This is a genomic window from Gordonia cholesterolivorans, from assembly GCF_039531975.1.
Lineage (GTDB): Bacteria > Actinomycetota > Actinomycetes > Mycobacteriales > Mycobacteriaceae > Gordonia > Gordonia sihwensis.
This window is the reverse complement of the sequence record NZ_BAAARB010000011.1, coordinates 42,306-68,985: the sequence shown is the minus strand read 5'-3', so window position 1 is coordinate 68,985 and position 26,680 is coordinate 42,306. Positions and strand designations below refer to the sequence as shown.

General features: G+C 68.4%; 24 protein-coding genes and 1 riboswitch. Of the genes, 15 read left to right on the top strand and 9 right to left on the bottom strand.

Features of this window, described 5'->3' with window-relative positions:
* Positions 1–7 precede the first annotated feature (7 nt).
* The gene (locus ABFX36_RS11500; RefSeq protein ID WP_278125085.1) at positions 8–1,615 is read left to right on the top strand and encodes an adenylate/guanylate cyclase domain-containing protein; all 1,608 of its coding nucleotides are present in this window, start codon (positions 8–10) and stop codon (positions 1,613–1,615) included.
* Here the strand turns inward: ABFX36_RS11500 and ABFX36_RS11495 are convergent.
* On the bottom strand, positions 1,537–2,178 hold the full coding sequence (locus tag ABFX36_RS11495) for a pyridoxamine 5'-phosphate oxidase family protein (RefSeq protein ID WP_278125084.1): 642 nt from the start codon (positions 2,176–2,178) through the stop codon (positions 1,537–1,539). The two genes, ABFX36_RS11500 and ABFX36_RS11495, sit on opposite strands and share 79 nt — an antisense overlap.
* A gap of 124 nt (positions 2,179–2,302) precedes the next feature.
* On the opposite strand from ABFX36_RS11495, the gene ABFX36_RS11490 reads away from it, so the two are divergent.
* The 3 genes from ABFX36_RS11490 (at position 2,303) to purT (ending at position 7,095) form a co-directional block, all read left to right on the top strand.
* On the top strand, positions 2,303–3,739 hold the full coding sequence (locus ABFX36_RS11490) for an aminotransferase-like domain-containing protein (RefSeq protein ID WP_346076402.1): 1,437 nt from the start codon (positions 2,303–2,305) through the stop codon (positions 3,737–3,739).
* A 55-nt stretch (positions 3,740–3,794) separates the two neighbouring features.
* Positions 3,795–5,273: an HNH endonuclease signature motif containing protein gene (locus tag ABFX36_RS11485; RefSeq protein ID WP_346076400.1), complete on the top strand. Its 1,479-nt coding sequence runs from the start codon at positions 3,795–3,797 to the stop codon at positions 5,271–5,273.
* 304 nt (positions 5,274–5,577) lie between these two features.
* Positions 5,578–7,095 (top strand): formate-dependent phosphoribosylglycinamide formyltransferase, encoded by a 1,518-nt coding sequence (gene purT / locus ABFX36_RS11480; RefSeq protein ID WP_278125078.1) that lies wholly within the window; start codon positions 5,578–5,580, stop codon positions 7,093–7,095.
* 21 nt (positions 7,096–7,116) lie between these two features.
* Here purT and ABFX36_RS11475 read toward each other — a convergent pair whose 3' ends face one another.
* Positions 7,117–8,181, bottom strand: a complete 1,065-nt coding sequence (locus ABFX36_RS11475; RefSeq protein WP_222111716.1) for a FecCD family ABC transporter permease — start codon at positions 8,179–8,181, stop codon at positions 7,117–7,119.
* The gene (locus ABFX36_RS11470; RefSeq protein WP_006896150.1) at positions 8,178–9,164 is read right to left on the bottom strand and encodes a FecCD family ABC transporter permease; all 987 of its coding nucleotides are present in this window, start codon (positions 9,162–9,164) and stop codon (positions 8,178–8,180) included. The genes ABFX36_RS11475 and ABFX36_RS11470 overlap by 4 nt, the downstream gene beginning before the upstream one ends.
* Positions 9,165–9,340: 176 nt before the next feature.
* Here ABFX36_RS11470 and ABFX36_RS11465 point away from each other — a divergent pair, with 176 nt between their 5' ends.
* Positions 9,341–9,844, top strand: coding sequence for a hypothetical protein (locus ABFX36_RS11465; protein WP_006896151.1), 504 nt, complete (start codon positions 9,341–9,343; stop codon positions 9,842–9,844).
* A 300-nt stretch (positions 9,845–10,144) separates the two neighbouring features.
* Here ABFX36_RS11465 and ABFX36_RS11460 read toward each other — a convergent pair whose 3' ends face one another.
* On the bottom strand, positions 10,145–11,536 hold the full coding sequence (locus ABFX36_RS11460; protein WP_278125074.1) for an FAD-dependent oxidoreductase: 1,392 nt from the start codon (positions 11,534–11,536) through the stop codon (positions 10,145–10,147).
* A 203-nt stretch (positions 11,537–11,739) separates the two neighbouring features.
* On the opposite strand from ABFX36_RS11460, the gene ABFX36_RS11455 reads away from it, so the two are divergent.
* Genes ABFX36_RS11455 through ABFX36_RS11445 form a run of 3 tightly spaced genes read left to right on the top strand, consistent with a single transcriptional unit; the run spans position 11,740 to position 13,845 of the window.
* Positions 11,740–12,222 (top strand): Rv0361 family membrane protein, encoded by a 483-nt coding sequence (locus tag ABFX36_RS11455; RefSeq protein ID WP_045538260.1) that lies wholly within the window; start codon positions 11,740–11,742, stop codon positions 12,220–12,222.
* Positions 12,219–12,632, top strand: a complete 414-nt coding sequence (locus ABFX36_RS11450; protein WP_006896154.1) for a rhodanese-like domain-containing protein — start codon at positions 12,219–12,221, stop codon at positions 12,630–12,632. The genes ABFX36_RS11455 and ABFX36_RS11450 overlap by 4 nt, the downstream gene beginning before the upstream one ends.
* Positions 12,633–12,645: 13 nt before the next feature.
* A complete protein-coding gene (locus tag ABFX36_RS11445) occupies positions 12,646–13,845 on the top strand; it encodes an O-succinylhomoserine sulfhydrylase (protein WP_278125072.1) in 1,200 nt (399 codons plus the stop codon).
* 2 nt (positions 13,846–13,847) lie between these two features.
* On the opposite strand, the gene ABFX36_RS11440 is transcribed toward ABFX36_RS11445, so the two are convergent.
* Together ABFX36_RS11440 and ABFX36_RS11435 are read right to left on the bottom strand one after the other, a co-directional pair.
* The gene (locus ABFX36_RS11440) at positions 13,848–14,954 is read right to left on the bottom strand and encodes an isochorismate synthase (protein WP_278125071.1); all 1,107 of its coding nucleotides are present in this window, start codon (positions 14,952–14,954) and stop codon (positions 13,848–13,850) included.
* Between the two features lie 22 nt (positions 14,955–14,976).
* Complete coding sequence (locus ABFX36_RS11435) at positions 14,977–15,552, bottom strand: hypothetical protein (RefSeq protein ID WP_278125069.1); 576 nt, start codon at positions 15,550–15,552, stop codon at positions 14,977–14,979.
* Positions 15,553–15,850: 298 nt separating this feature from the next.
* Positions 15,851–15,964: riboswitch (SAM riboswitch) on the top strand.
* Between the two features lie 17 nt (positions 15,965–15,981).
* Between ABFX36_RS11435 and ABFX36_RS11430 the strand changes: the two genes are divergently transcribed.
* The 3 genes from ABFX36_RS11430 (at position 15,982) to ABFX36_RS11420 (ending at position 19,541) form a co-directional block, all read left to right on the top strand.
* Positions 15,982–17,217 carry an aminotransferase class V-fold PLP-dependent enzyme gene (locus ABFX36_RS11430; protein WP_346076395.1) on the top strand — a complete coding sequence of 412 codons (1,236 nt, stop codon included), beginning with the start codon at positions 15,982–15,984 and terminating at the stop codon, positions 17,215–17,217.
* A 153-nt stretch (positions 17,218–17,370) separates the two neighbouring features.
* A complete protein-coding gene (locus ABFX36_RS11425; RefSeq protein ID WP_346076393.1) occupies positions 17,371–17,847 on the top strand; it encodes a MarR family winged helix-turn-helix transcriptional regulator in 477 nt (158 codons plus the stop codon).
* A complete protein-coding gene (locus ABFX36_RS11420; protein ID WP_346076391.1) occupies positions 17,847–19,541 on the top strand; it encodes an MDR family MFS transporter in 1,695 nt (564 codons plus the stop codon). Before ABFX36_RS11425 ends, ABFX36_RS11420 begins: the two co-directional genes overlap by 1 nt.
* Positions 19,542–19,997: 456 nt before the next feature.
* Here the strand turns inward: ABFX36_RS11420 and ABFX36_RS11415 are convergent, their stop codons facing one another.
* Positions 19,998–20,477 carry an inorganic diphosphatase gene (locus tag ABFX36_RS11415; RefSeq protein ID WP_006896164.1) on the bottom strand — a complete coding sequence of 160 codons (480 nt, stop codon included), beginning with the start codon at positions 20,475–20,477 and terminating at the stop codon, positions 19,998–20,000.
* Between the two features lie 176 nt (positions 20,478–20,653).
* Here ABFX36_RS11415 and dacB point away from each other — a divergent pair, with 176 nt between their 5' ends.
* Genes dacB through tilS form a run of 3 tightly spaced genes read left to right on the top strand, consistent with a single transcriptional unit; the run spans position 20,654 to position 24,040 of the window.
* Positions 20,654–21,967, top strand: coding sequence for a D-alanyl-D-alanine carboxypeptidase/D-alanyl-D-alanine endopeptidase (dacB, locus tag ABFX36_RS11410; protein WP_346076468.1), 1,314 nt, complete (start codon positions 20,654–20,656; stop codon positions 21,965–21,967).
* 19 nt (positions 21,968–21,986) lie between these two features.
* Positions 21,987–23,081 (top strand): zinc-dependent metalloprotease, encoded by a 1,095-nt coding sequence (locus ABFX36_RS11405; protein WP_346076389.1) that lies wholly within the window; start codon positions 21,987–21,989, stop codon positions 23,079–23,081.
* A 5-nt stretch (positions 23,082–23,086) separates the two neighbouring features.
* Positions 23,087–24,040 carry a tRNA lysidine(34) synthetase TilS gene (tilS, locus tag ABFX36_RS11400; protein WP_346076387.1) on the top strand — a complete coding sequence of 318 codons (954 nt, stop codon included), beginning with the start codon at positions 23,087–23,089 and terminating at the stop codon, positions 24,038–24,040.
* Between the two features lies 1 nt (position 24,041).
* On the opposite strand, the gene ABFX36_RS11395 is transcribed toward tilS, so the two are convergent.
* Together ABFX36_RS11395 and ABFX36_RS11390 are read right to left on the bottom strand one after the other, a co-directional pair.
* Positions 24,042–24,710, bottom strand: a complete 669-nt coding sequence (locus ABFX36_RS11395) for a DUF8020 domain-containing protein (RefSeq protein WP_346076385.1) — start codon at positions 24,708–24,710, stop codon at positions 24,042–24,044.
* Positions 24,711–24,973: 263 nt separating this feature from the next.
* On the bottom strand, positions 24,974–25,717 hold the full coding sequence (locus tag ABFX36_RS11390) for a DUF8020 domain-containing protein (RefSeq protein WP_346076383.1): 744 nt from the start codon (positions 25,715–25,717) through the stop codon (positions 24,974–24,976).
* Between the two features lie 251 nt (positions 25,718–25,968).
* On the opposite strand from ABFX36_RS11390, the gene hpt reads away from it, so the two are divergent.
* Positions 25,969–26,532 carry a hypoxanthine phosphoribosyltransferase gene (gene hpt, locus ABFX36_RS11385; protein WP_006896170.1) on the top strand — a complete coding sequence of 188 codons (564 nt, stop codon included), beginning with the start codon at positions 25,969–25,971 and terminating at the stop codon, positions 26,530–26,532.
* The last annotated feature ends 148 nt before the right edge of the window (positions 26,533–26,680 follow it).

Sequence of the window (26,680 nt, the reverse complement as noted above, 5' to 3'; positions counted from 1 at the left end):
GACCCCGATGAACGAGCCGCGCGGGCTCAGTCGCGACTACGGGTCGACGCTGCTCGGTGCGGTCGATGAGGGGCCGCGCAGGCAGCGCATCCGGATCCAGCTGCTCCTGACGACGACCATCGTCGGGGCGCAGTTGATCGGGATCGTGGTGGCGATCTCGCTCGCGCTGGTCGGTATCCCCGACCCCTCGTTCCTGCGCGGCGATCTCGTATGGGTCAACTTCCTGGCCCTGCCGGTGTACATCGTGTGTTCGCTGGCGCTGGGCGTGCTGGTCGGCACGGTGATGACGGTCCGGTCACTCAAGTGGTCGATGCGCGACCAAGTGCCGACTCGGGACGACGCGCGGCGCACCGCGTGGGCGCGTCGTCGGCTGACTGCGCTCCAGGCACTCCTGTGGGTGGGGGCCGCGGTGATGCTGGGTATCTGGTACGGCGTGGTCGACCCGATCCTCATCCCGAAAGTGGTGCTCATCGTTCTGATGAGTGGCATCGTCGTGATCGCCATCGTCAACATCTTCGTCGACGTGCTGCTGCGGCCGGTGTACGCCAAGCTCATGCAGGCGGGTTTCTCCGTGCGCGGCAGCTCCGTCCGGTCGCGAGCCCTCAGTGCCTGGCTCATCGGCACCGGCGTCCCGCTGAGCGGCGTGTTCATGGTGGTGCTGTTCGCGGCCACCAGCGGTCGCTCGTCGTTGGTCGGCGTGTTCGTCTCGGTGACGGTGCTGGTGGCGGTGGCTGCCGCAGTCGGCCTGCTCGCGATGTTCCTGTTCTCCTGGGATGTGACCGGACCGATCCGCAACGTTCAGGCCGGAATGAGCAAAGTCCGCGGCGGAGACGTCAGCCCGGCCGTCGACCTCGTCGTCTACGACGCCTCCGAACTGGGGGAACTGCAGTTCGGGTTCAACAGCATGGTCGCGGGACTGCGCGAGCAGGAGCGAGTGCGCGACATCTTCGGACGTCACGTCGGCCGCGACGTGGCCGCGCAGGCTCTGCGAAGCGATCCGGAGCTCGGCGGCGCCGAGCGGACCGTCGCGGTGATCTTCGTCGACGTCATCGGCTCGACGACACTGGCCACCGAGCACACGCCGACCGAGGTGGTAGCGGTGCTGAACCGCTTCTTTCAACAGATCGTCGAGGCGGTGGAGACGCACCGGGGCCTGGTGAACAAGTTCGAGGGAGACGCGGTCCTGGCGATCTTCGGCGCGCCCCTGGAGATCGACGATCCCGCGGGCGCGGCGCTGGCCGCGTCGCGCGAGATCGCCGATCGTCTCGCCCGCAACGTGCCGGAGTTGAAGGCGGGTATCGGGGTGAGCTTCGGGACCGTGGTGGCCGGGAACGTCGGCGCGATTCAGCGGTTCGAGTTCACGGTGATCGGCGACCCGGTGAACGAGGGCGCACGACTGTCGGAGGCCGCCAAAGAGGCTCCGCACCTGCCGTTCGCGTCGGAGCGGGCGGTGGCGGCGGCAGGGGACGACGAGGCGCGTCTATGGTCGCCGCGCACCGCGCTCGTCCTGCGCGGACGGTCGGCTCAGACACGGATCTACACTCCGACCAGTCGGCGCACCGACTCCGGCAGCGGACGGTCGGAGGACCATTCGGCCGCGCGCGGCACCCCGTAGCCGCTGATGAACGGAATCACGCCGCACCACGCGGTGACCTCGTCGTCGGGGCGGACGACGCCCTCGCCGGCATTCGCCTTGTAGACCCACTCACCCTCCTCGATCCGCAGAACCGTCACATTGGTGGCCGCGATCTCCCGTTTCGTCATCGGACGTACCTCGTCGTTCCGGCCGGGTGTGAGTAGGTCGGTGAACCGGGTCAGCAGTTCGGCGCGATCGTCGGCCCGTGCGTTCTCCAGTCGGCCGTAGACCACCGCCGAGCGGAAATGCACGGTGGAGTCGAATGTCGAGTTCGCGAGGACGAGGGCGTCCATCGCGGTGACGCAGAAGGCCGAGCGCTGATCGGCGGGGCGGCGTGATCCCATCACTCCGGCACCGGTGGATCCGTGCAGGAGGATGCGGTCGCCGTCGCGCACATGCAGGGTGGGCACGCTGCGTACGGCGGCGGTGCCTCCCTCACCGAAGGCCGTGGACAGCACTCCCCACCACTGCTGGTCGAGGAGACGGTCGAGGCTGTCGCGGTCGGTGCTCTGGCGGTCGCGCTTGCGAGTCAGGTTCTCCATGACTCCAGTACAGAGCCATACTGGACTTGAGAGAAGATCCAGAATCGAGCAATTCTGGAGACCAGTATCGATGGTGGTCGGGCCTCGGATATCAGAGGTCGGTCGGGGAAGGGGAGGTGACGTCGTGGCGCGGACTCCCCGGGACCTCCATCTGCCGATCAGTCTGCCCACGCCGGTGCGGAGCAGACGCTTGGTGGATGAACTCCTCGCCGCAATCGTCGACGGCCGGCTCGCCGAGGGCGACTGGCTGCCGTCCACCCGAGTGCTGGCCCGGCAACTGAGCTGCTCGCGATCGGTGGTGACCGGTTGCTACGACGAACTGATCGCGGCCGGCTTCCTCGACGGGATCCCCGGTGCGGGCACACGAGTGCGTGCCGGTGCGCGCGCGGCGGTACGGCTCGGTGCGAGATCGCATGTGACGGAGGAATCGGCGCCCGTCGTCGTGCGTGGGGAGGGTGCGGTTCCGCGGATCATCGGAGATCTGCGGCCCGGGGTGCCGGACGGTTCGCTGATCGACGCGCGTCGGTGGCGCAGCTGCGTGCGGGCGGCGACGTGGACGCCCGAGCCGTCGACGGCCGGGACGACGGCTCTGACGGCCGCACTGGGGGAGCACCTGCGCAGGCATCGAGGGGTGCACGCCGAAGAGATCCTGCTGACTCCCGGATCGTCATGTGGGTTCGCACTGCTCGGCGAGGCGGCGTGGGAGTCGGGGATTCGGCGCGCCTTCGTCGAAGCGCCCGGATACGCGGAGGCGCAGCGGGAACTCGCGCGCGCCGGTTTCTCGGTGGAACCGGTGGAGGTGGACGCGGACGGCGTGTGTGTCGGCCGGCTTCCGGACGATCGCTGCCTGGTGTACACGACGCCTGCGCACCAGTATCCGCTCGGCCACAGGATGTCGGTGGATCGACGCGCGCGATTGGTGGAGTGGGCGCGCCGGACCGGCTCGGTGATCATCGAGGACGACTACGACGGCGAGTTCCGGTACGACGTTCCGCCGCTGCCCGCTCTGCAGGCACTTCCCGGTGCGCGCGAATTCGTGGGGTATGTGGGCACAGCGTCGAAGACGCTCACCGTCGGGTTGGCGGTTGCGTGGACGGTGCCGCCGGGCGTGCTGTCCGACGCCGTAGGGCGGAGGTACGCCGGGCGTGCGTGGTCGGTGGCGGAGCCGGTGGCGGGCACCCTCGCGGAGTTCATCTCCCGCGGCCACCTCGCGACGCATCTGGCGAAGGTCGCCCGCACCTATCGTGATCGACGAAATGCGTTGTCGGCGGCGGTGATTGAGCGCTGTCCCGAGATGCCGATCATCGGCGTCGACGCCGGGCTGCACGCGACGATCGTGATCGACCGCGTTCCGGGAGCCCAGGTGCGTGATCGACTGGAACGATCGGGATGGCTGGTGCGCGCCGTCTCCGACTACCCGTTGGCAGACAAGCAGTCGGTGGACGGGGTCGTCGTCAGCTACGCACGATTGACGCCGGCGTCGGCGGTGAGATTCGCCGAGGCGCTTCGGCGGGCTGTGCCAGAGGTTTTGTCAGAGGGCGGCGGTAGAGTTCGAACATAGAAGCACAGCAGGAAGTGTTCTCGGACACTATGCAGGTCGAAAGGGGGTGGGTTCGATGGTCACGTCGGAGGTGCTGCTGCCGGACGACCCGGCCGCCCTCGCCCGGCTGTTGGAGGCTGCGGCGACCAAGTTCGCGTCCCTGCCGCTGTCCGCGGTGACCGAAGACACCCTGTTGGAGACGGTCGAGACATTGGAGCGTACGCATCGTCGTCTCGACGGTGTCGACGCCGCAGTGCTGGTGGAGGTCTCCGACCGCGGCGCCTACCGCAAAGCCGGATACCTGTCCGTGCATCAGTATCTGGCGCAGGGGTTGCGGCTCGGTGACGGCGCCGCCCGCCGCCGACGCCTCAGCGCCGCAGGCATCGGACGATTCACCGACCTGCAAGGCCAAACCCGCCCACCGGTACTGCCGGCGACCGCGGTCGCGGTGGGCGAGGGAGCGATCGGCGCCGACCACGTCCGCGAGATCGACGCCGTCATGGACAAGATCCCCACCGCCATCGACGCCGACACCCGAGCACGGGCCGAGGTGCAGTTGGCGTGGGTCGCCCGCGAGTTGAGTCCGGCCGGTGTCCGCACCGCCGGCATCCGACTGCTGGCGCACCTGGACCCGGACGGGACCGTCACCGACGAACGCGACCGCAAACGCCTGCGCGGCTTCACGATCCTGCCCCAAGATCTGCGGCTGATGAGCAAAGTCCGCGGCTACCTCACCCCGGCCCTGCGCGCGGAAATGGAAGCCGCACTGCCGTCGTGGGCGGCACCGGGGATGAACAACCCCGACGACCCCGACTCCCCGTCGGGGACCGTGGAGTCGGCGGACCCGGCCGCGCTGGCGGCCGCGGTGGAGCGTGATACTCGCACGCCGGGGCAGCGCACCCATGATGGTCTGCAAGCGCTGCTGCGCGCCTCCCGCAGTGGTGTTGGGGGTGGTCGGCGGTCGGGTGATCTGGTCATCACCGTCACCGACCACGAGTTGGCCGAGCACGCCGGGATCGCGTTGACCGCGACCGGGACCCGGGTGCCGGTGGCGGAGTTGATCGAAGTCGCCGCCACCGCGACCCCGCACCTGGCCGTCTTCTCCGCCCACACCGGACAAGCCCTCTACCTCGGACGAGGACGCCGGCTCGCGTCGCGGGCACAGCGGCTGATGATCTTCGCCCGCGACCGCGGCTGCACCGCCCCCGGCTGCGCAGCCCCGTTCACCCGCACCCAAGCCCATCACTTCCCCGACTGGGCCGACGGCGGACCCACCGACATCGACCACCTCGGCGCCGCATGCGGACGCCACAATCGCTCCGTCGGACCCCGCCCCGGGCAATGGCAGACGATGATCCTGATCGACGGACCCCACGCCGGGCGCGTCGTCTGGCGACCCAGCGGCAACACCAGCCGCGGCGGGACAAGACCGCCCGGATGGCGGATCAACCAGATCCACCACGCCGAACTCCTACCGGACCACCAACCCCAGCCACCGCCCGAACCCAGCGAATCCCGGATCGAGAACTACCTCGACACCCTCCTGGCCGCCTGACCGGACACACCGGCCGGGAGCACGGAAGTGCGGTGGCCTCAGCGGAACTCGGCAGCAGTGAATGAAGTTCCTCCGACGGCACGATGATCTGGGTTGCAGTCGTTCGGTATTACGAGCCGATCCTGCTGCGCTGCCACCAGCAGGCTCCAGTGCTCCCGGACCCCCGCGGCCGCACGAGGTGCACGCCAATCGGTCATGCCCCCAGCGTAGAACGTGTGCGTTCGGTGCACCGCCCGCTCACGAGGTCATTCGGCCGAGCGAGCGCCGACCGTCTCCGGAGCTGTGCACCCGTAGAATCCAGGGCATGGTTGCAAAGGTGATCGGAACTCCGCTGAGTCCGACCGCGGTGAAGGTGTTGCTGCTCGGCTCGGGCGAACTCGGCAAGGAGGTCACGATCGCGCTGCAGCGGTTCGGCGTCGAAGTGATCGCCGTTGATCGCTACGCCGACGCCCCGGCGCACCAGGTGGCGCACCACGCCGAGGTGATCGACATGATGGATCCGGACCAAGTGCGCGCGGTGATCGACAAACATCGCCCGCACTACGTGCTCCCGGAGATCGAGGCCATCGCAACCGAAGCCCTGGAGCGAGTGGAAGCCGAGTCGATCGCCGAAGTGATCCCGAGTGCGAAGGCCGTCTCCGCGACTCTCAATCGCGAGCGCATCCGGCGGCTGGCCGACGAAGAACTCGGCCTGCCGACGTCCCCGTACCTTTTCGCGGGATCGCTCGAGGAGATGCGCGCGGCGGCCGGGAGCATCGGATTCCCGTGTGTGGTGAAGCCGGTGATGTCGTCGTCGGGCAAGGGGCAGTCGGTCCTTCGCGGCCCCGAGGACGTCGACGCGGCGTGGGAGGCGGCCCGGACCGGAGCCCGAGTCAACAACGACCGCGTGATCGTCGAGGGGTTCGTCGAATTCGACTACGAGATCACTCTTCTCACGGTCCGCGCCGTCGACCCTGCCACCGGGCGACTGGCCACGTACTTCTGCGATCCGATCGGCCACCGCCAGGTGGACGGAGACTACGTCGAGAGTTGGCAGCCGCAGCCGATGAGCCCGGCCGCCTACGACATAGCGCGTTCGATCGCGGCCCGGATCGCGACCGCGATGGGCGACGGGGTCGCCACCGGCAGGGGAGTGTTCGGCGTCGAACTCTTCATCAAAGGCGACGAGGTCTACTTCTCGGAGGTGAGCCCGCGCCCGCACGACACCGGTCTGGTCACCATGGCCACGCAGCGCCTGTCGGAGTTCGAACTCCACGCTCGAGCCGTCCTCGGACTGCCGGTGAACACGATTGCCCGTGCGCCCGGCGCCTCGGCGGTGATTTACGGCGAGCACGAGGACACGGCCATCGGATTCGCAGGCGTCGCCGACGCCCTCGCCGATCCCGACGTGGATCTGCGCCTGTTCGGTAAGCCCGAGAGCTACGCGCGCCGGCGGATGGGGGTGGCGGTGGCGACCGCACCCACGATTGAGATCGCGCGCGAGAAGGCCACGCGCGCAGCGGGACTGGTGACGCCTCTGCGCGCGGACCACGACGCGGAGACGCCGACCGAGATCAAGCCGATTCCGCAGACCGCGCCGTCGCCGGCCGACGAGACCGATACCGAGGCGATGGAGGCGGGAACTCAGGCGATCCGGGTTCCGGAGCGCCCGATTCGGCGCGAGGCGCCCCCGATGCCCCGACCTCCGATGCCTCAGGGACCTCCGCAGCGTCCTGGACCGATGGCGCAGCCGGGACCGCGCGGACCGGTGGGGCCCGGTGGCCAGCGACCGGCCGGACCCCCGCCCCCTCGACCCGGGCGGATCCCGCCGGGTATGAGCTGATCCGCCGGCACCGACGATCCGCTACACCGAGGACTTGCGTGCCGCCTGCACGATCATGAAGACGAGGAACGGTCCGCCGACCGCCGCGGTGACCACGCCCACCGGCAGACCGTCGGGCAGGACCGTGCGGCACACGATGTCGGCGGCCAGGACGATGCACGCCCCGACCACGCCCGAGAACACCGGCGTGGGTTGAGAACTGCGGGCCAGGCGGACGGCGATCTGCGGCGCGGCCAGGCCCACGAAGGCGATGGGCCCGGCCGCCGACACCGCGAGCGACGCGACCACCACGGCGGTGAGCAGCGTTCCGTAGGTGACGACGCCGAGACGTACGCCGAGCGCACGGGCCACGTCGGGCCCGAGGCCGCTGACGGCGAGCGTGCGCGCGATGATCGCGGTCCAGACGATTCCGATGGCCGCGGCCACCGCCACCGGCGGCACCGAACTCCAGCCGGTATTCGCCAGCGAGCCGATGATCCACGTCTGCGCGCTCGCGGCGTCGTGCAGGTCCGCACGTGACATCAGGTATCCGACCGCGGCCTGCATCATCCAGGTCATCCCGACACCGATGAGGATGAGGCGCAGTGTGCTGGTGACCACCTGGCCCTTGGTCCAGGCCAGCACGTACATCAGCGCCGCGGTCGCGAGGCCGCCGATCAGCGCCGACAGCGGCACGCCGAGGTTCGCGAAGAAGCCGCCGAATCCGGTGCTCGCCGAGGTCAGGGCAAGTACGGCACCGGCACTCGCGCCGGTGGTGATGCCCAGCATGTCCGGGACGGCGAGCGGGTTGCGGGTGATCACCTGTGTGAGGCAACCGGCGAGACCGAGGCCGAAGCCGGCCAGCGCCGCCACGAGCACACGCGGCAGCATGTCGTCGAAGATGACGATGTTCTCGGCGACGCGGCCGCCGCCGAGCAGAATGCGCGCCACATCGACGGGCGTGGTGAACCCCACCGACAGCCCGATCAGGAAGAGGACCAGCGCGAGCAGGGCGCCGGCGAGGGAGCAGGCCGCGAGTCTGCGGCGGACGACCCATCGGGCGCTGCCGACGCCGATCGTGATGGGCGGGCGAACGGTGGCGGTCATACGGTCGGGAGCCTCCTGCGTCGGACCATGATCATGAGCATCGGCCCGCCGATCAGCGCCAGCACCACGCTCACCTGTGCCTCGCCCGGCCGGGCGATGACCCGGCCGATGACATCGCAGACCAGGATCAGAAGTGCGCCGGCGAGTGCCGAGTAGGGGACGATCCAGCGGTAGTCGGGCCCGGTGAACGCGCGAGCGATATGGGGAACGATCAGCCCGAGGAACACGATCGGCCCGCACGCGGCGGTCGCGGCCCCGGCGAGGAGCGCGATGCCGATGATGCCGGTGACCCGGATGAGACCGACGCGACCGCCCAATGCCGTCGCCATGTCGTCGCCGAGGCTCATCAGGTTGAGGAACCATCCGCCCGCGAAGGCGAGAACCAGTCCCACCACGATGAAGGGCAGCGTGGTCCACAGCACGTCGGCGCCGCGGCCCGAGACGGCTCCGACGTTCCAGAACCGCCAGGTGTCGAGGGTGGCGCCGTCCGAGAGGACGAGTGCGGAGGACACCGCCGTGAGACACGCGCTGAGCCCGGCTCCGGCCAGCACGAGTGTCAGCGGCGACGATCCGGTGACCGTCGACAGCCCGAACACCGCCGCCGCGGCGACGAACGCGCCCGCCAGCGCCAGGACGGTGTTGGCCAGAGGGCCGGAGGTACCGAAGACGAAAACCCCGGTGACCACCGCGCAGGCAGCGCCCGCGTTGATCCCGAGCAGACCGGGGTCGGCGAGCGGATTGCGCGTATGCCCTTGCGCGAGTGCGCCGGCCGCGCCGATCGCCAGTCCCACCACGAGACCGAGCACCGTGCGGATCAGCCTGCTGTGGACCAAAACTCCGAGCCCGTCGGGACTGCTCGATCCGTGCAGCAGTGCGTTCAGGACCTCACCCGGCGGCACGTCGCGTGTGCCGATCGCGATCGATGCGACGAACGCGATGCCTATGGCGACCACCAGAACGACGGCCCCGATCACCTTTTTCACAAAGGCATACCTTACCTAAGTCATGGCGCCGAACCCGGCCCGGGGCAGGTCTGCCGATGGTTTCAATCCTGTGCGTCTCCTGAACGATTGGGTAACAAAGGTCTGTGCGAGCCCCGATACACGAGTAAGGGTGGGACCAGTCGACCTACCGACCGACGACACGAAAGGCTCTTGACATGAAGAAGTCCCTGACACGGATGGCGGCGGCGGTAGCTGCCGCCGGCGCGATCGGCGCGGGTTCTCTGGCTGCGGTTCCGCAGGCGCACGCCGGCACCCCCGGCGACCTCCAGATCATCGGCGGGATCTCCTGCACCTTCAAACTGTGGGGTCCGAATTGGTCCGACGGTCCCGTCTGGCAGATGCATCGCTGGATGGGCGTCACGAACATCGGCGGCTCGACCATGACCGGTGTGACGGTGACCGAGTTCGGCGGTGCCAGCAAGTGGGTTCCGCAGACGAAGGACAAGGACGGCAAGATCACCAACAAGCTCGGTGAGCTGAAGCCGGGCAAGACCTTCGTCGCCTTCGACACCACATGGAAGGGCTGCTGGCCCGCGTCGATCTCCGGCTACACCATCGGGCAGCAAGTCGAGAACCCGATGAACAACGTCGGGTTCTGGCAGAACGTGCGTCGAGCGCAGCCGAAGGACAAGTCCACCACCGTCGGCAACGGCTCGTAGAGACCGGCGACGGCGGTGAACTGACGTCGCAGACGCGAAGGGAGGGCGACCGGGATCGGTCGCCCTCCCTTCGGTTTTCGGGTGTGGTGGGTGACGGTGGTTTCGACTCGCTCAACCAGCCTGGGGGTTGCGCTCGCTCAACCAGCCTGGGGGGCTGCGCTTGCTCAACCAGCCTGGGGGGCTGCGCTTGCTCAACCAGCCTGGGGGAGTCGGGTCGAGCAGGCAGCCTGGGGGAGTCGGGTCGAGCAGGCAGCCGGGGTTGCGCTTGCTCAACCAGCCTGGGACTGGGCAGCGCGGCCGTCAGCCCCGGTTCACCTTGTGGGGTTCGGAGGCGGCGAGCATGTCCTCGCGCTCGACGACCTTGACGCGGTCGCGGCCCTGCGCTTCGCCGAGCTTGCGCTCGTGCTCGTCGAGCCGGTACCAGCCGTCCCAGGTGGTGAACGGGATGCCGCGAGATTCGAGCAGATCCACGACGGAGGCCTCGGAGGCGTCCTCGACCTCGTTGAGGACCCCGTTGCGCATGTCCTCGAGGATGCACTCGACCGTCTCGTTCGCGTCGCCCTTGGTGTGGCCGATGAGGCCGACCGGACCGCGCTTGATCCAGCCGGTGGTGTACAGGCCGGTGAGGTGCTTGCCGTCGTCGAAGATCCGGCCGGCCTCGTTGGGGATCACGCCCGCCTGGTCGTCGAACGGGATCTCCGGCAGATTGTCCGACAGATAGCCGACCGCCCGGTAGACGGCGGTGACGTCCCAATCGCGGGTCTTGCCGGTGCCCTTGACGTTGCCGGTTCCGTCGAGCTCGGTGCGCTCGGTGCGGAGTCCGACCACCTTGCCGTCCTCGCCGAGGATCTCCGTCGGGTTCTCGAAGAAGTGCAGGAAGAGCTTGTGGATCGCACCCTGCTTGGGCTCGCGGATCGCGTAGTTCTCGATGATCGTCGCGACCTGGTCGGTGATCTTGCTGGAGCGGCGCGCGACGGCCGATCCCTCGTCGTACTCGATGTCCTCGGGATCGACGATGACCTCGATGTTCGGCGAGTGGTCGAGTTCCTTGAGCTCCAGCGGAGTGAACTTGGCCTGGGCGGGGCCGCGGCGTCCGAAGACGTGCACCTCCACCGCCTTGTTGGCCTTGAGCCCCTGGTAGACGTTGTCCGGGATCTCGGTCGGGAGCAGCTCGTCGCCCGTCTTGGCAAGAACGCGGGCCACGTCGAGGGCCACGTTCCCGACACCGATCACGGCGACCTTCTCCTCCTCCAGCGGCCATTCGCGGGAGAAGTCCGGGTGGCCGTCGTACCAGGCCACGAACTCGCCGGCGCCGTAGCTGCGCTCGAGGTCGACGCCCGGGATCTGCAGAGCGCGGTCGTCGGTGGCGCCCGTGGAGAAGACGACGGCGTCGTAGTGCTTGCGCAGGTCGGCGAGGGTGATGTCGGTGCCGTAGTCGATGTTGCCGAGCAGGCGGACCTGGGGCTTGTCGAGCACCTTGTGCAGAGCGTTGATGATGCCCTTGATGCGCGGGTGATCGGGTGCGACGCCGTACCGGATGAGACCGAACGGGGCGGGCATGCGCTCGTAGAGATCGATGCTCACGCCGCGCTCGGACGCGGTGTCGGACTTCATCAGTGCATCGGCGCAGTAGATGCCGGCCGGCCCGGCACCGACGATCGCGACCCGCAACGGGCGGCTGTTGTCACTCATTTCCAGGTGCTTCCTCAGCTGGTTGGACAGGGATACCTCTACGTTATGTCTTGTGAGGTCGCCGCCAAAATTTCGATGTGAGGTATACCTCAGTCGAAGATCGGGTGCCGAAAACTATTGACGAATCGCGCCCGGTGAAGGTGGCCCGTTGCCGGACGGCACGGTTGAAAGTCCCTGGACATGGGCCGATACACTCGGCTGTCATGAACGAAGACCAGCCGGCGTCTCACGACCTCCCGGAGGACGACCAGCCGCGGTCGTGGAAAGCGGCGCTCCCGATGATTCTGGCCGGTGCGCTCGTGGTGGTGCTGCTGGCGTGGGTCCTGATCGCCGCTCTGGTGAATCCGCCGGAGGAACGGCTCAGCGACTCCGCTCAGGTGCAGCACACGGTCAACGACATGTACAGCGCGATGGGCACGCTCAACTACGACCAGTACGTCGGCTCGTTCTGTCAGGCCGATGTGGACGCCGCCGACTTCCCGAAGTCGGTCCAGTTCGCGGAGCAGAACCGCGCCGAGAACGAGGCCAAGGGCAAGATCGTCGTGCCGAACATGGACGTGGAAGTCACCGGCGACAGCGCCACCGTGAAAGCGCATTGGAACCGCGAGAACACCGCGGACGACGAACAGACGACCTCGCTGCGGCTGATCCGGGAGAACGGTGAGTGGAAGGTGTGCAACCGATGACTTACAGCGGCGACGTGACGTGTGAGCAGGCATGGCAGCGGCTCGCGGAGAATCCGAAGGCAGTCCTCATCGACTGCCGCACGCAAGCGGAATGGAACTTCGTCGGAGTGCCGGACACCGAATCGCTCGGCAAGCGCACGCTGTTCGTCGAGTGGATCGACTACCCGAACGGTGCGCCCAATCCGCGCTTCGTCGACCAACTGCGCGAGGCCGGCGTGGAGCCGGACGACGAACTGCTGTTCCTGTGCCGCTCGGGCCATCGGTCCATCGGTGCCGCGGAGGCCGCGGTCGCCGCCGGATTCGGGCAGGCGTACAACATTCTCGACGGGTTCGAAGGCCCGATCGACGCCGACGGGCACCGTGGCGGGGCCGGTTGGCGCGCCGCGTCGCTGCCCTGGCGACAGTCATGAAGGAGTCTGTGAAATGAGCCGAGAGCTGCCCGACTGGGTTTCTCCAGAGACCGTCGCCGTGCGCGGTGGGATCCTTCGCTCCGGCTTCTTCGAGACCTCCGAAGCGCTCTACCTCAACAGCGGATACGTCTACGAGTCGGCCGAGGCGGCCGAACGCGCCTTCACCGGCGAAGAACAGCGTTTCGTCTACACCCGCTACGGGAATCCGACCGTCGCGATGTTTCAGGAGCGGCTCCGCCAGATCGAGGGGACGCAGGCCTGCTTCGCGACGGCGAGCGGCATGGCCGCGGTGTTCGTGGCACTGGGTGCGCTGCTGAAGAAGGGCAGCCGCCTCGTCGCGGCGCGCAGCCTCTTCGGTTCCTGCTTCGTGATCTGCAACGAGATCCTCCCGTCCTGGGGCGTCGAGACGGTCTTCGTCGACGGAGAAGACCTCGACCAGTGGGAGCGGGCCCTCGCCGAGCCGACGGACGCGGTGTTCTTCGAGACGCCGTCGAATCCGATGCAGACGCTGGTCGATGTCCGCAAGGTGTCGCAGATGGCGCACGCGGCCGGCGCGACGGTGGTGCTCGACAACGTCTTCGCGACCCCGCTGCTGCAGCGCGGTCTGGACATGGGCGCCGACGTCATCGTGTATTCGGGAACCAAGCACATCGACGGCCAGGGCCGGGTGATGGGCGGTGCGGTGCTCGGCACGCAGGAGTTCATCGACGGCCCGGTGCGGGAACTGATGCGTCACACCGGTCCGGCGCTCAGTCCGTTCAACGCGTGGGTGATGCTCAAGGGCCTCGAGACGATGAAGCTGCGCCTCGACCAGTCGGTCGCCACCGCGCTGCGAGTCGCCGAATTCCTCGACGCCGATCCCCGGGTGGCCAAGGCGATCTATCCCTTCCTGTCGTCGCACCCGCAGTACGAGCTGGCGCGCTCGCAGATGTCCGGCGGGGGAACGGTCATCACGTTCGAACTCGCCGACCGGCCGGGTCTTTCCGGCAAGGAGCGGGCCTTCGAAGTGCTCAACGGACTGCAGATCATCGACATCTCCAACAACCTCGGTGACGCCAAGAGCCTCATCACGCATCCGGCCACCACCACCCACCGGGCGATGGGGCCCGACGGCCGTGCGGCGATCGGTCTCACCGACTCGATGGTCCGGCTGTCGGTGGGTCTGGAGAGCGCGGACGATCTGCTGCGCGATCTGGACGCGGCGCTGGGCTGAGCTCAGGCGTCGGCACGCACCGGGCGGTCCGCGTCGGCCAGTGCACTGAGCACCGTCTGGAACTTCGCGGTAGTCTCGGCCACCTCGGCGTCGGGGTCGGAGCCGGCGACGATGCCGCCTCCGGCCCAGGCGCTGACCCTCGTGCGTGACGAGTCGAGCTCGAGACACCGGATCGAGACCACCCATTCCCCGTCGCCGGCGGCGTCGCACCAGCCGACGGTTCCGGCGTAGAACTCCCGCGGTCCTTCGACCTCCTCGATGATCCGCGCCGCGGCTTCGGTCGGTGTCCCGCAGACGGCGGGCGTCGGGGAGAGCAGCGCCGCCAGTTCCAGCGCCGTGATCGTCGGATCGGCCAGCTCTCCGGTGATCGGCGTCGCCAGATGCCAGACGTGGTTGGTGGAGATGGTCTGCGGCCGGTCGGGGATGGCGATACGGCTGCACAGCGGTTGGAGCAGGTCGCGCAGATAGTCGACGACGTACGCGTGCTCGCGCAAGTCCTTCGCCGAACGGCTGAGTTCCTCGGCGGCGTTCGGAACGGGACGGCCTCCGGCGTCGAACTTCGGGGCCGACCCCGCGTAGGGAACGCATTGGAGGATGGAACCGCGTTTGCGGAGCAGGAGTTCCGGACTCGCGCCGATCAGCCAGTTGCCGTCGTGTCCCGGCGCTGCGCTCAGATCGGCGGCGAACACCGTCGACCCGCCGGCAGTGGCCGTGAATCGGCCGATCAGTTCGGCAGGCTCGACGGCCCGGGTGAGCGACGCGCCCAGGCTGCGAGCCACGACCACCTTCTCGGCGGCGCCCGACGCGATGGCGTCGAGTGCGCGGACGACTCGCTCGCGGTGCACCGAGTCCGGGGTCACCGAGACCTCCGCGACCACCGAGCCGTCGACCGTCGCGGGAGTGGCTGCGGGGGAGAAGTCGACCCGTTCGGGGGCGATCAATGATGCGGGACCGCCGGTGTCGAAGCCGAGGGCGCCGCCGACGAAGTCGACGGTGCCGGCGGCGAGGGCCTCTCGCGCCTGCGCCACGGAGCCGAACGCGGCGCGCACTCCGAATCCGCGGGCGTTGAGATCGGTGTTCGACAGCAGAAACGACAGACCGGCAGGCACCTGGCCAGGTTACCCGCGAGAGCTAGACGGACTTCGTTGCTGTGATGCGCTTCTCCCTGATCAACCGCTTGAGGAGGTCGCGGCCCGCGGATCCGGCGGAGACGGGGTCGGCGCCCGCGTCGGCACCCGACATGTTGACGCAGGTGCGACCGTCGACGCTCGAGGTCGCGTACAGCCACTGCTCGGTGTGGCCGTTCGCGGAGTCGTCACGGCTCTTGGTCTTCCACTCGCCGACGGAGGCGGTTCCGGAGCAACTGTCGGCGAACACCACCACCGTGTGTACCGGGGTCCCCGAGCCGGATTCGCCGAGCGAGGTGAGGTCGTCGGACATCTGCGACAGCACCCGGTCGTCGTCGGCGGCCCGCAGCACCACGACGGGCGCGCCGTCGTTGGTGTCGGTGACGGCGGTCCAGCCGGCGGGCACCCGGACCTCCACGGACGTCCCGCCCTTGAGCGCGAACGTCCGCGTGGTCTCCGGCGCCGCACCGGTGTCGCTGTCGGAGTCCCAGGGGGCGAGGATCAGCAGCGTCGTCAGTCCGGCGACCACCAGTGCGGTCACCGCCACGATGCCGAAGAACATCGGCTTCGGACCCTTCACCGGCGGCTGCTGCGGCCACGGGCCGGGCGGGAAGGGGTTCGGTGCGTACGGCGGCTGCGCGGGTCCGTACCGGTGGGGCGGCCCGTACGGCGACGGCTGTGGCGGTTGTGTCAGGGGCGGTTGTGGCAGGGGCCGGCCGGGAGCGCCGCTCGGATACTGCGGGTCGGACGGATGAACCACGGGAGGCCTTTCTGAACAGGGATGTTGAAACCACGCTAACTGCGGATCCGCCGGTGATTACACCCGCCGTGGTTTTAATGCTTTCCGCGAATGACGCGTACCGGCATCCTTGACGGCGGGTCACGAGAACCGGTGCGAAGCCCTGGCTGGCCGGTCGGCAACCCTCCACCGCGGTGGGGTGCTCCAGGTGACGACCCGGCCGGCGTCGACCGACGTCCGGCAAGTGCGGAGATCTACTGGAGTCGTGTCATGACCGCAATCCTCGACCGGGCCGTGTGCCCGGCACCCATTCGTCCCCTCGCGCCGGTGGTCGGTGCCGACACCACGGTGCCGACCACCGCAGGGGGCGAGACCGTCTACGCGAACCTCGACTACGCGGCATCGGCCCCGGCTCTCGTGTCTGTCGCGGAACGGCTCTCCGGCGCGTTGACCGAGTATGCGAGCGTGCATCGGGGCGCGGGCCATCTCTCTCAGGTCACGACAGCGCGATACGAACAGGCTCGGGAGACCGTCCGGCGGTTCGTCGGCGGTCGAAGCGACGACGCGGTGGTGTTCACGCGCAACACCACCGACGCCGTCAATCTCGCCGCGCACGTCACCCCCGGCGACGTGGTGGTGCTCGACATCGAGCACCACGCCAACCTGCTGCCCTGGACCCGGACCGGCCGTGCTCGCGTGGTGCCGGCGGCCCGCACCGTCGAAGAGACGGTGGGGCGGCTCGAAGCAGAACTCGCTGCCGCGCCCGCCGCGTTGCTCGCGATCACCGGTGCGTCGAACGTGACCGGCGAGGTGCTGCCGATCGGACGGCTGGCCGCGGCGGCGCATCGGCACGGCGCGCGCATTCTGGTGGACGCCGCGCAACTGGTCCCGCACCGCGCCGTCTCGATCGCGTCCTGGGGCATCGACTACCTCGTCTTCTCCGGCCACAAGCTGTACGCGCCGTTCGGTGCGGGCGTGCTGGTGGGCCGCGGCGACTGGCTCGATGCGGCGGAACCGTACCTGGCCGGCGGCGGCGCCACCGCCGACGTCGACCTCGACGGCGGAGTCGCGTGGCACACCGGTGCCGCTCGTCACGAAGCCGGATCTCCCAACACGCTGGGGGTGGTGGCGCTCGCAGCGGCGGCGCAGGCCCTGCAGGACATCGGTTTCGAGGAGATCGGCTATCACGAGCACCGGTTGCAGCAGCGTCTCGACGAGGGGTTGGCGCTGCTGCCCGGCGTGCATCCGCTGCGGGTCTTCGACGATGCGGCCGACCGCGTCGGCATCGCCGGCTTCACCGTGGAGAACCATTCCCCGCGCAGTGTCGCCGAATATCTGTCGGTGACGCGGGGGATCGGCGTGCGCGACGGCAAGTTCTGCGCGCATCCGCTGCTGCGGAAGCTGGGCTACCCCGACGGTGCGGTCCGGGCCAGCTTCGGTCTCGGGACGTCGTCGGACGATGTCGATCGTCTGCTGGCAGCGCTGTCGGATCTGGTGCGGCGGTAGATTTCTCGTCCGCTTTCACAGCGGGCGCGGTGGGGTTCGCCGGGCGCGGGACGTACGTCCATTTATGCCGAAATTTCTCAGTTGCGGCCGGGAGCCGGCACCTCTCATACTTGCAGAGCGCAATTAGTTGATTGCAGACTGCAACGAAGAGGGATGAGAGTGAAAGCGACGCCCGAACAGCTCGACGAGATGTTCGTCGCCCTCAGCCGATACACGCGGCTCAGGGATCGGGCGCTGCACACCGGAATCTGGAACGAACGCAATGGCTCACTCGAGACCGCCGCGTACCGAGCGCTCTTCGTCCTGCGGAACGGCCCGATGCGCTCGCGCGACCTCGCCGATCGGCTGGTGACAGACCCCTCGACCACCAGTCGGCACGTCGCGCAGTTGGTGAAGGAAGGATTCGTCCGGCGCGAGGCGCACCCCGAAGACGGGCGTGCGTCGCAGCTGGTCCTCACCGACGACGGCCGGGAGAAGGTCTGCGAGATCGCCGAGTCGAGACGACGACTCGTCGGCGAAACCGTGGAGGACTGGTCCGCGGAGGAGTTCGAGATATTCGTCCGCCTCCTCGGCCGGTTCGTCGACGCGGTCGAAACCCGAATCTTCCCCTGCACCACGAAAGCTGATTGATGAGTTCACCAACTGCCGCCGCGGACTTCCCCGGCCGGAACCTGACGCATCGTCAGGTCCTCACGATCATGAGCGGACTCATGATCGGCATGTTCCTCGCCGCGCTCGACCAGACGATCGTGTCGACGGCGATCCGCACCATCGCCGACGACCTGCACGGATACGACCTGCAGGCGTGGGTCACCACCGCTTACCTGGTGACCTCGACGATCGTGACGCCGCTCTACGGCAAGCTGTCGGACATCTACGGACGCAAGCAGTTCTTCCTGCTCGCGATCACGATCTTCATCATCGGGTCGCTCCTGTGCAGCATGTCGACGTCGATGTACGAGCTGGCCGGCTTCCGTGCGCTCCAGGGTCTCGGCGCGGGCGGTCTGTTCACGCTGGCGATCACCACGATCGCCGATATCGTCGCACCGCTGGAACGCGCCAAGTACCAGGGTTACTTCCTGGCGGTCTTCGGCACGTCCAGCGTGCTCGGCCCGGTGCTCGGCGGTTTCCTCGCCGGCGCGAACTCGATCCTGGGCGTCTCCGGTTGGCGCTGGGTGTTCCTGGTGAACGTGCCGATCGGCCTCATCGCACTGGTGGTGGTCTACAAGGTGCTGAACTACCCGCAGCAGAAGCTGACCGGACACCGCACCGACTACTGGGGCGCTACCGCTGTCGCGGTGGCCGTCGCGCCGCTGCTGATCGTCGCCGAACAGGGCCGTGACTGGGGCTGGACGTCGCTGAACAGCGTCATCTGTTACCTGATCGGCGCCGCGGGTATCGCCGCGTTCATTGTGATCGAGAACAAGATGGGCGACGAGGCGATCATCCCGCTCCGCGTCTTCAAGAACCGGGTCTTCGCACAGGGCATCCTCGTCTCCCTCATCGTCGGTGCGGTCATGTTCGGCGGTATCTCGATGCTGCCCCAGTACTTCCAGGTGCTCCGTGGCTCGAGCCCGATGGTCGCCGGTCTGCAGATGCTGCCGATGGTGGCCGGCATGATGATCGGTTCCATCATGGCCGGCCAGCTGATCTCGCGTACCGGGCGATACAAGGTGTTTCCGATCATCGGCTCCATCCTGATCACGACGATGTCGTTCCTGCTGCACTTCGTCGACACGCAGACCCAGCTGTACCTCGTGATGCTGGCGGCAGCCGGACTCGGTTTCGGCCTCGGCAACCTGACGCAGCCGCTCATGCTGGCGATGCAGAGCATCCTGCCGGTCCGCGACACCGGTATGGCGACCGGCACCGCGACCTTCTTCCGGCAGATCGGCGGCACGCTCGGCGTCGCGGTCTTCTTCTCGCTGCTGTTCTCGACGATGGGCCCCAACATCGCCGATCAGCTCAAAGACGCGTCGGGCACTCCTGAGTTCACCGCGGCCGTCCAGCAGGCGGCTACCAGCCATGATCCGCAGGTCGCGGCCTTCGGTCACTCGTTGATCACCGCGGCGGAGGACCCCGGTGCCGGCGGCGGCGCCGGGGCGACGATGAAGGACACCTCCGTCATCGAGAAGCTTCCGAAGGAGTTGTCGGAGCCGATCAAGCGCGGCTTCGCGGACTCGATGGACAAGGTGTTCCTGTCGGTCTCGATCCTGTCGATCCTGTCGATCATCGGCACGGTGACGTGGTCGGAGGTCTCGCTCCGCCGCCCGCCGTCGCCCGAGAGCAAGAGCGACGACCCGAAGCCGGTCGCGGCCGACTGACCGGAGCGAGTCGCTGCGTGTTGCTGGGTCTCGATGCGCGTGCTCGCTGCGCTCGCTCGCTTACTCGATGAGCCTGGGGGCTGGGTGGCTTTTCTCAGGCTTGTTGAGCGAGCGTTCTCACCAGGCTTGTTGAGCGAGCGCAGCGAGTCGAAACTGTGTGGGGTCTCGATGCGCGTGCTCGCTGCGCTCGCTCGCTTACTCGATGAGCCTGGGGCTGGGTGGCTGTTCGCGGGCTTGTTGAGCGAGTGTTCTCAGGCTTGTTGAGCGAGCGCAGCGAGTCGAAACTGTGTGGGGTCTCGATGCGCGTGCTCGCTTACTCGATGAGCCCGGGGGCTGGGTGGCTCTCCCCAGGCTTGTTGAGCGAGCGCAGCGAGTCGAAACGGGGGACGAGCCGCAGACGGAAGAGGAGCAGGGCGCGGGTGCGCTCTGCTCCTCTTCGGTCTGTGCGGGGAGGGCTCAGCCCTGGTAGCGGTCGACAGCCGCCTGGGCCACCTTGGCCGCCTCGGCCTTGCCGACCCAGCCGCCGGGGGTCACTTCCTTGCCCGGCTCGAGATCCTTGTAGTGCTCGAAGAAGTGCGAGATGGCGTTGAGCTCGAACTCACTGACATCGTCGATGTCCTGGATGTGGTCCCAGCGCGGGTCGCCGGCCGGAACGGCGAGCAGCTTGTCGTCGCCGCCTGCCTCGTCGGTCATCGTGTACATGCCGACGATCCGCGCCTTCACGATGACACCCGGGAACACCGACTCCGTGAGCAGCACCATCGCGTCCAGCGGATCGCCGTCCTCGCCCAGGGTGTGGTCGATGTAGCCGTAGTCGGCCGGGTAGCCCATCGGCGTGTACAGGTAGCGGTCGAGGTAGACCTTGCCCGTCTCGTGATCGACCTCGTACTTGTTGCGGCCACCCTTGGGGATCTCGACGGTGACTTCGAACTCCATGCTGCCTCCTGGCGTTGCTGACGGACTGTCCGGAAATTGCTTCAACGGCTGTCAAGGATACTGTTAACACCGTCGAACGCAGACCGCAGACCGGAGGATACGTGGCCCAGCCGACAAGTCCCGCCGCCCGGCGGCCGCGCAGAGTGCTGCGCTGGATCCTGATCGTCGTGCTGGTGATGGTGCTGGTGGCGGGCGCGGGCGTCGGTTGGTGGCTCTACCAGAACCGGGCCGATCCGGTTCCTCCCGGAACCCCGGCCCGTCCGGCTGCGGCATCGCTGGACCCGGCCATCGTCCCGGTGTCGCCGAACGCGCCGGTCCCGACGGCCGCGGGGGTCGCAAAGCAACTGGCGAAGCCCTTGAAGGATCCGGCACTGGGCAAACTGACCGGGCAGGTGTCCGACCCGCTGACCGGCAAAGTGCTGTGGTCGCAGGGCGCCGACGAACCACGTGTGCCCGCCTCCAACGCCAAGATCCTCACCGCATCGGCCGTGCTGCTGGCCCTGCCGCACGATTCGCGCGTCACCACCGAGGTGGTCGTCGGCGCGAACGGTGAAGCGATCCTGGTGGGAGCGGGCGATCCGACTCTGACGTCGACGCCTGCGGGCGAGCCGTCGTTCTACTCCTCGCCCGGCCGGATCTCCGATCTGGCCGAGCAGATCAAGCGGAGCGGCAGGCACGTCACGTCCATCGCCGTCGACACCTCGCTGTTCACCGGCCCGACGATGCAGAAGACCTGGGACCGTCGGGACATCGAGGGCGGCGACATCACGCCGATCGAGTCGCTGATGGTCGACGGCGGCCGACTCAAGCCGAACGACGAGTACTCGCCGCGCACCGATCAGCCGGCGCTCGCCGCCGGCCGCGCACTCGCCGAGGCGCTCGGACTCAACAGCCCGGTCGCCGAGACCACGGCCCCGTCGGGTGCGCCGGTGATCGCCTCGGTGAAGTCGGCACCGTTGACGGTCCGGGTCGGCGACATGATGCGGTACAGCGACAACGTTCTCGCCGAGTCGCTCGGCATCGAGCTGGCGGAGGCGACCGGCGGTGAGCCGAGCATCTCGGGCGGAGCGCAGGCGGTCTTGAAGACCCTCCGCACCAACGGTTTCGACGTGGGGGATGCGACGCTGGTGGATTCCTCGGGCCTCTCGTACTCCGATCGCGTGCCCGCGTCGCTGCTCGACGAACTGATGTCGGCGGCCGCCGGGAACGGTCGGCCGAAGCTGCGCTCGCTGCTCGACTCGCTGCCCGTCGCTCACGGCACCGGAACCCTGGCCGACCGGTTCTTCCCGGCGTCGACCGACGGGGCGGGATGGGTTCGCGGCAAGACCGGAACACTGACCGGCGTCAGTTCGTTGACCGGAACAGTGCAGACGGTCGACGGCAGAGTCCTGGCGTTCGCGATGATCTCCGGCGGGACCTCACCGGCCGACGCGCGTCCGGCCGTGGACGCGGTGGTCGGGGCGCTCCGCGACTGCGGCTGCCGCGGCTGACCGACCGGAAGGAAGATCAATGAACGTTCCCGAGCACTCGGCTTCCGACGAGTCCTCCGCCACGCCGGTCGAGAACATCGACTGGGGCCTGGCCGCCACGGTGGGCAAGCGAGTCGCCCGGCCCGGCCCGCGGATCACGCGCTACACCTCCGACCAGGCGTACGCCGAACTGTCGGACGCGGCGGTGCGTGCGGAGGGCCCGGTACGGGAGGTCACGGGTCTTGCCGACGGACTCGCCGTCCCCGCCGCGCAGATCCTGGACCGATCGGGGTGGATCGACGCCGCCGCGCGCTCGATGCCGGCGATGCTCGGTCCGGACGATGCGGCCACGCGGCAACCGGAGGTCCGCCCGCACCGGCCCGGTTTCACCGGACGGATCGCGGGAGTGCAGGCCGGAGGTCTGCTGGCCTTCCTCTCGAGCGCGATTCTGGGTCAGTACGACCCATTCAGTCCCGATCCGCAGACCGGGGAACCGGGCGTGCTGATGCTGGTGGCTCCGAACATCATCGCGGTGGAACGTCAGCTCCGCGTGGATCCGTCCGACTTCCGGTTGTGGGTCTGCCTGCATGAGGTGACCCACCGGGTGCAGTTCTCGGCGAACCCGTGGCTCGCCGACTACATGAGGACCAACGTCGGAGCGCTAACCGGCGAAGGCGACGAGTCGGTGGCCGAGCTCGTCACCCGGATCACCGAGTCGGTCCGCAGCGGCAAGCCGCGTGAGAAGGGCGTGATCGGTCTCATGCAACTGCTGCAGTCGCCCGAACAGTACGCGGCGTTCGAGCGAGTACTGGTGCTCGGAACGCTGCTCGAAGGACATGCCGATCACGTCATGGACGCTGTCGGTCCCGCGCAGGTGCCGACGGTGGCGACCATCCGCGCGGCCTTCGACCAGCGTCGCAAGGCGCCCCGGAATCCGCTGCAGCGGCTCATCCGCGCGCTGATCGGGATGGACGCGAAGATGGCGCAGTACGTGCGGGGCAAGGCTTTCGTGGACCATGTGGTCGACCGCGTCGGAATGGACCGGTTCAACACCGTCTGGTCGTCGCCCGAGACGATGCCGCTCATGTCGGAGATCGACGCGCCGGACGACTGGATCGAGCGGGTGCTCGGCTAGCGGCGATGACCAGGCGAGCGCAGCAGACGCTGATCGGCGCGGTCCGCGGTTTCGCCGATCGGCACCTGGACGACGACGCGGTGTGCGTCGCGCTGTCCGGCGGTGCGGACTCACTCGCTCTGACGGCCGCCGCGATCCGGGCCGGCCTCACCGTGCACGCGGTGGTGATCGACCATCGGCTGCAGACCGGCTCGGCCGCCGTGGCTGCGCGAGCCGCCGAGACGGCCCGCGAAGTGGGTGCCTCGGCCGAGGTCCGCGAGGTGACCGTGGAGGGTGCGGGGGGACTCGAGGCGGCCGCGCGTCGCGCGCGGTACGCGGCGCTCGGTGAGGCCCGCGACGCCCGGCCCGTACTGCTGGGCCACACGCTCGACGACCAGGCCGAGACGGTCCTGCTCGGGCTGGCCCGAGGTTCCGGGGCCCGGTCGATCGCCGGGATGCGGGAGTGGTCCGCGCCCTGGGGACGGCCGCTGCTCGGTGTGCGGCGTGCGGACACCCGCGAGGCCTGCGCCGGGTGGCGACTCCCGGTCTGGGACGATCCGCACAACGATGATCCGCGGTTCACCAGGGTGCGGATCCGCAAGGAGGTGCTGCCTCTGCTCGACGAGGTCATCGGAGGCGGTGCCGCCGAGTCACTCGCGCGCACCGCGTCGCAGCTGCAGGACGACGCCGACGCACTCGACCCACCGGCCACCGAACTGCTGGAACAGTGTGCCTACGGCCGGGTGCTGGACGTGGAACCGCTGCGCTCGGCCCCGGCCGCGCTGCGGACCCGCGTGCTCCGCGGGTGGCTCCGATCGGTGGGGGCGAACGACCCCGTCTACCGGGTGGTCCGTTCCGTGGACGCGCTCATCACGGACTGGCGCGGACAGGGGCCGGTCGCGGTGGGCGGCGACGAGCGAGCCCGCCTCGTCGTGACGAGGCGGGCTCAAGAGCTCACGGTGAAGCGAGTACCGAGATGAGTCAGATGTTGCAGACCTTCGGCTTGAACGGGCTGTTGATGGTCTTGAAGTAGCGGGCAAACGTGCCATTGATGGCGGCACCCGCGACCGCGCCTCCTGCACCGAGCAGTGCGCCGACGGGGCCCGCGATGAAGGCGATCCCCGGATTACCGGCTCCGAGGATGAGGCCGAGGACCGCGCCGATGATCGCGCCGGCGATGCCGCCGATGGTGGCCGCGGTGCCGAGCTCGGAGTTCATCTGGTCCAGCGCTTCCTTATCGCGCTGCTTGCGGGTCTGCGGTCCGCAGATGACCCGCTGAGCCGGCTTCTTACCCGCTTCCAGGACGCTCGCCGGTGTGGTCGTCGACCGCGCCGCGTCCTTCGACGGCACCAGCGTGGCGACGTCGCCCTTGACCGTCGCGTCGATCGGGTACGTGCGGGCGTCCTTGCCGACGTAAGTCAGCGGAACCACGTCGAGCGCTTTGCCGGACGCGTTACGGAACACCAGGTTGCCGCCCTCCACGGCGACCGTTGCCCCGAAGACTTTGACGGTGACGTCGTCGGCGTTGCGCTGGACCTGTGCGCGTGGCTGCTGCGGTGCGGCATGCGCGGGCGACGCCAGGAACGGCAAGGCCGTGGCGAGCGCGAGTAAGGCGATGAAGACGCTGCGTAGTGATGTGCGAAGAGACATGACTCCCTCTCATGTGACTGGCTGTGAGCCCGGAACCCCCGATCGTGACCCGGCACCGGAAGTGACGGTCTCGACGCCGGATCGCAACTGAGCTGAGAGAAAACTAAGACTTCCCCGACAAATATGTGCCAGAACGGCACACACTGTGACTTATGTGACGGGGGATACGCCAAAAGGGTTCCTTCGGACGACGCCGAGCGGCCCGCCCGGATAGCCGGGCGGGCCGCGGTCTGCTCGGCGGTCGCCGAGTCAGTGCTGACGGATCAGTGTTTGGAGGGAGTGGCCGCCGACGCGCGTGCCGTTGTGGAGGGCGACGTGGACGTCGGCGGCGTGAGGTCCTTGAAGGGCCGGTTGACGGTGTCGAAGTAGTGGAGCACGGCCGCCCCGGCGACGCCGCCCGAGATGATCACACCGAGACCGGCGCCGGCGGTCGCGCCGAGCGGCACTCCGGCGAAGAAGCACCCGAGCGGTCCCGCCGCGAGGCCGAACAGGCAGCCGGCCGCACCTCCGAGGACTGCGCCCAAGGCGGCGCCGATCACGGTCGAGACGGTGGCGCCGGTGGTCACTTCGCGGCTCAGGCGCGACAAAGCGGCGTCGTCGCGTTCGTCCTTGCTCCTGTAGCCGTTGGCGTCGGCGACGCGGACCTTCTCCAGAAGCGCCGCGTCGGTCCGCGACGACCGCGCGAGGTCCCTGGACGGGGTCAGTCGCACGGTGCGTCCGGAGACATCGGCGTCGATGGGGTACGTGCGGTCATCGGGCGCGATGAACGTGAGGGGGAACCGTTCGAGCACCCGTCCGGAACGGTCTCGAAGCATCAGGGTGTCGTCCTCGCGGCTGACCGAGGCGTTGGCGACTGTGACGATGACGTGGTCGCGGCTCGACTGCACTCGGGCGTGCGGCCGAGGGTCGTTCGGCGCCGCGTGCGCGGGCGCGGCGAGGAAGGGGAGTACCGCGGCGACGGCAGCGATGGCCGCGATGATCGCCCGCGGTGCGTTTCGGACAGACATGCTCGTACTTCTTTCCAGGTGGTTCGATGACGTCGCGGCCACGAGGCTCAGTCGCCGACAACGTTCCACTACGAAGGGCGCGAACAGGGCGATCCGAACCAGATGTGCGCAGAATGCGTGAGAAACGCGTCACTTGTGTCACGGAATCGCCGCTGCGGACGCGCTCCGGACCTCCTCCCGCACTCACTTCCACAGTTCGCTCATCGAGAACCCGGACTCAACGGCGCCGCGGGCCGTGCGAAGCTATAGGGGTGGAGCGCGACGACAGCTATGGCGACGACATCGAAGAAGTCCTGATCACCCAGGAACAGATCCGTGCTCGAACGGTGGAGATGGCCCGTGCGGTGGGCGACCGGTATCGGAACGCTCCGGACGATCTGGTCTTGATCGGAGTCCTCAAGGGCGCCGTGATGTTCATGACCGACTTCGCCCGCGCCCTGCCGATCCCGTCGCAGCTCGAGTTCATGGCCGTCTCGAGTTACGGTTCGTCGACCTCCTCGTCCGGGGTGGTGCGCATCCTCAAGGACCTGGACCGCGACATCACCGACCGGGATGTGCTGATCGTCGAAGACATCATCGACTCGGGCCTCACGCTCTCGTGGCTCATCAAGAACCTCGCGACGCGTTCGCCGCGTTCGCTCGAGGTGGTGACGCTGCTCCGCAAGCCCGACGCGGTGCGAGCCACGCTCGACGTGGCCGACGTCGGCTTCGACATCCCCAACGAGTTCGTCGTCGGATACGGACTCGACTACGCCGAGCGCTACCGCGACCTGCCGTACGTCGGCAGGCTCCATCCGTCGGTCTACTCGTCCTGATCGGGTGGCCGCGGCACGGTCGGCGGAACAACCGGACCACCTGCGACGTTGAGTCTTCAGCCGCCAACGCGGGCCGGGGCTCGACGGAGCAGGCCGTACGGCGGCGACGATCCGGCCCTCTACAGGTAGCCTCGTATTTCGAGCCGAC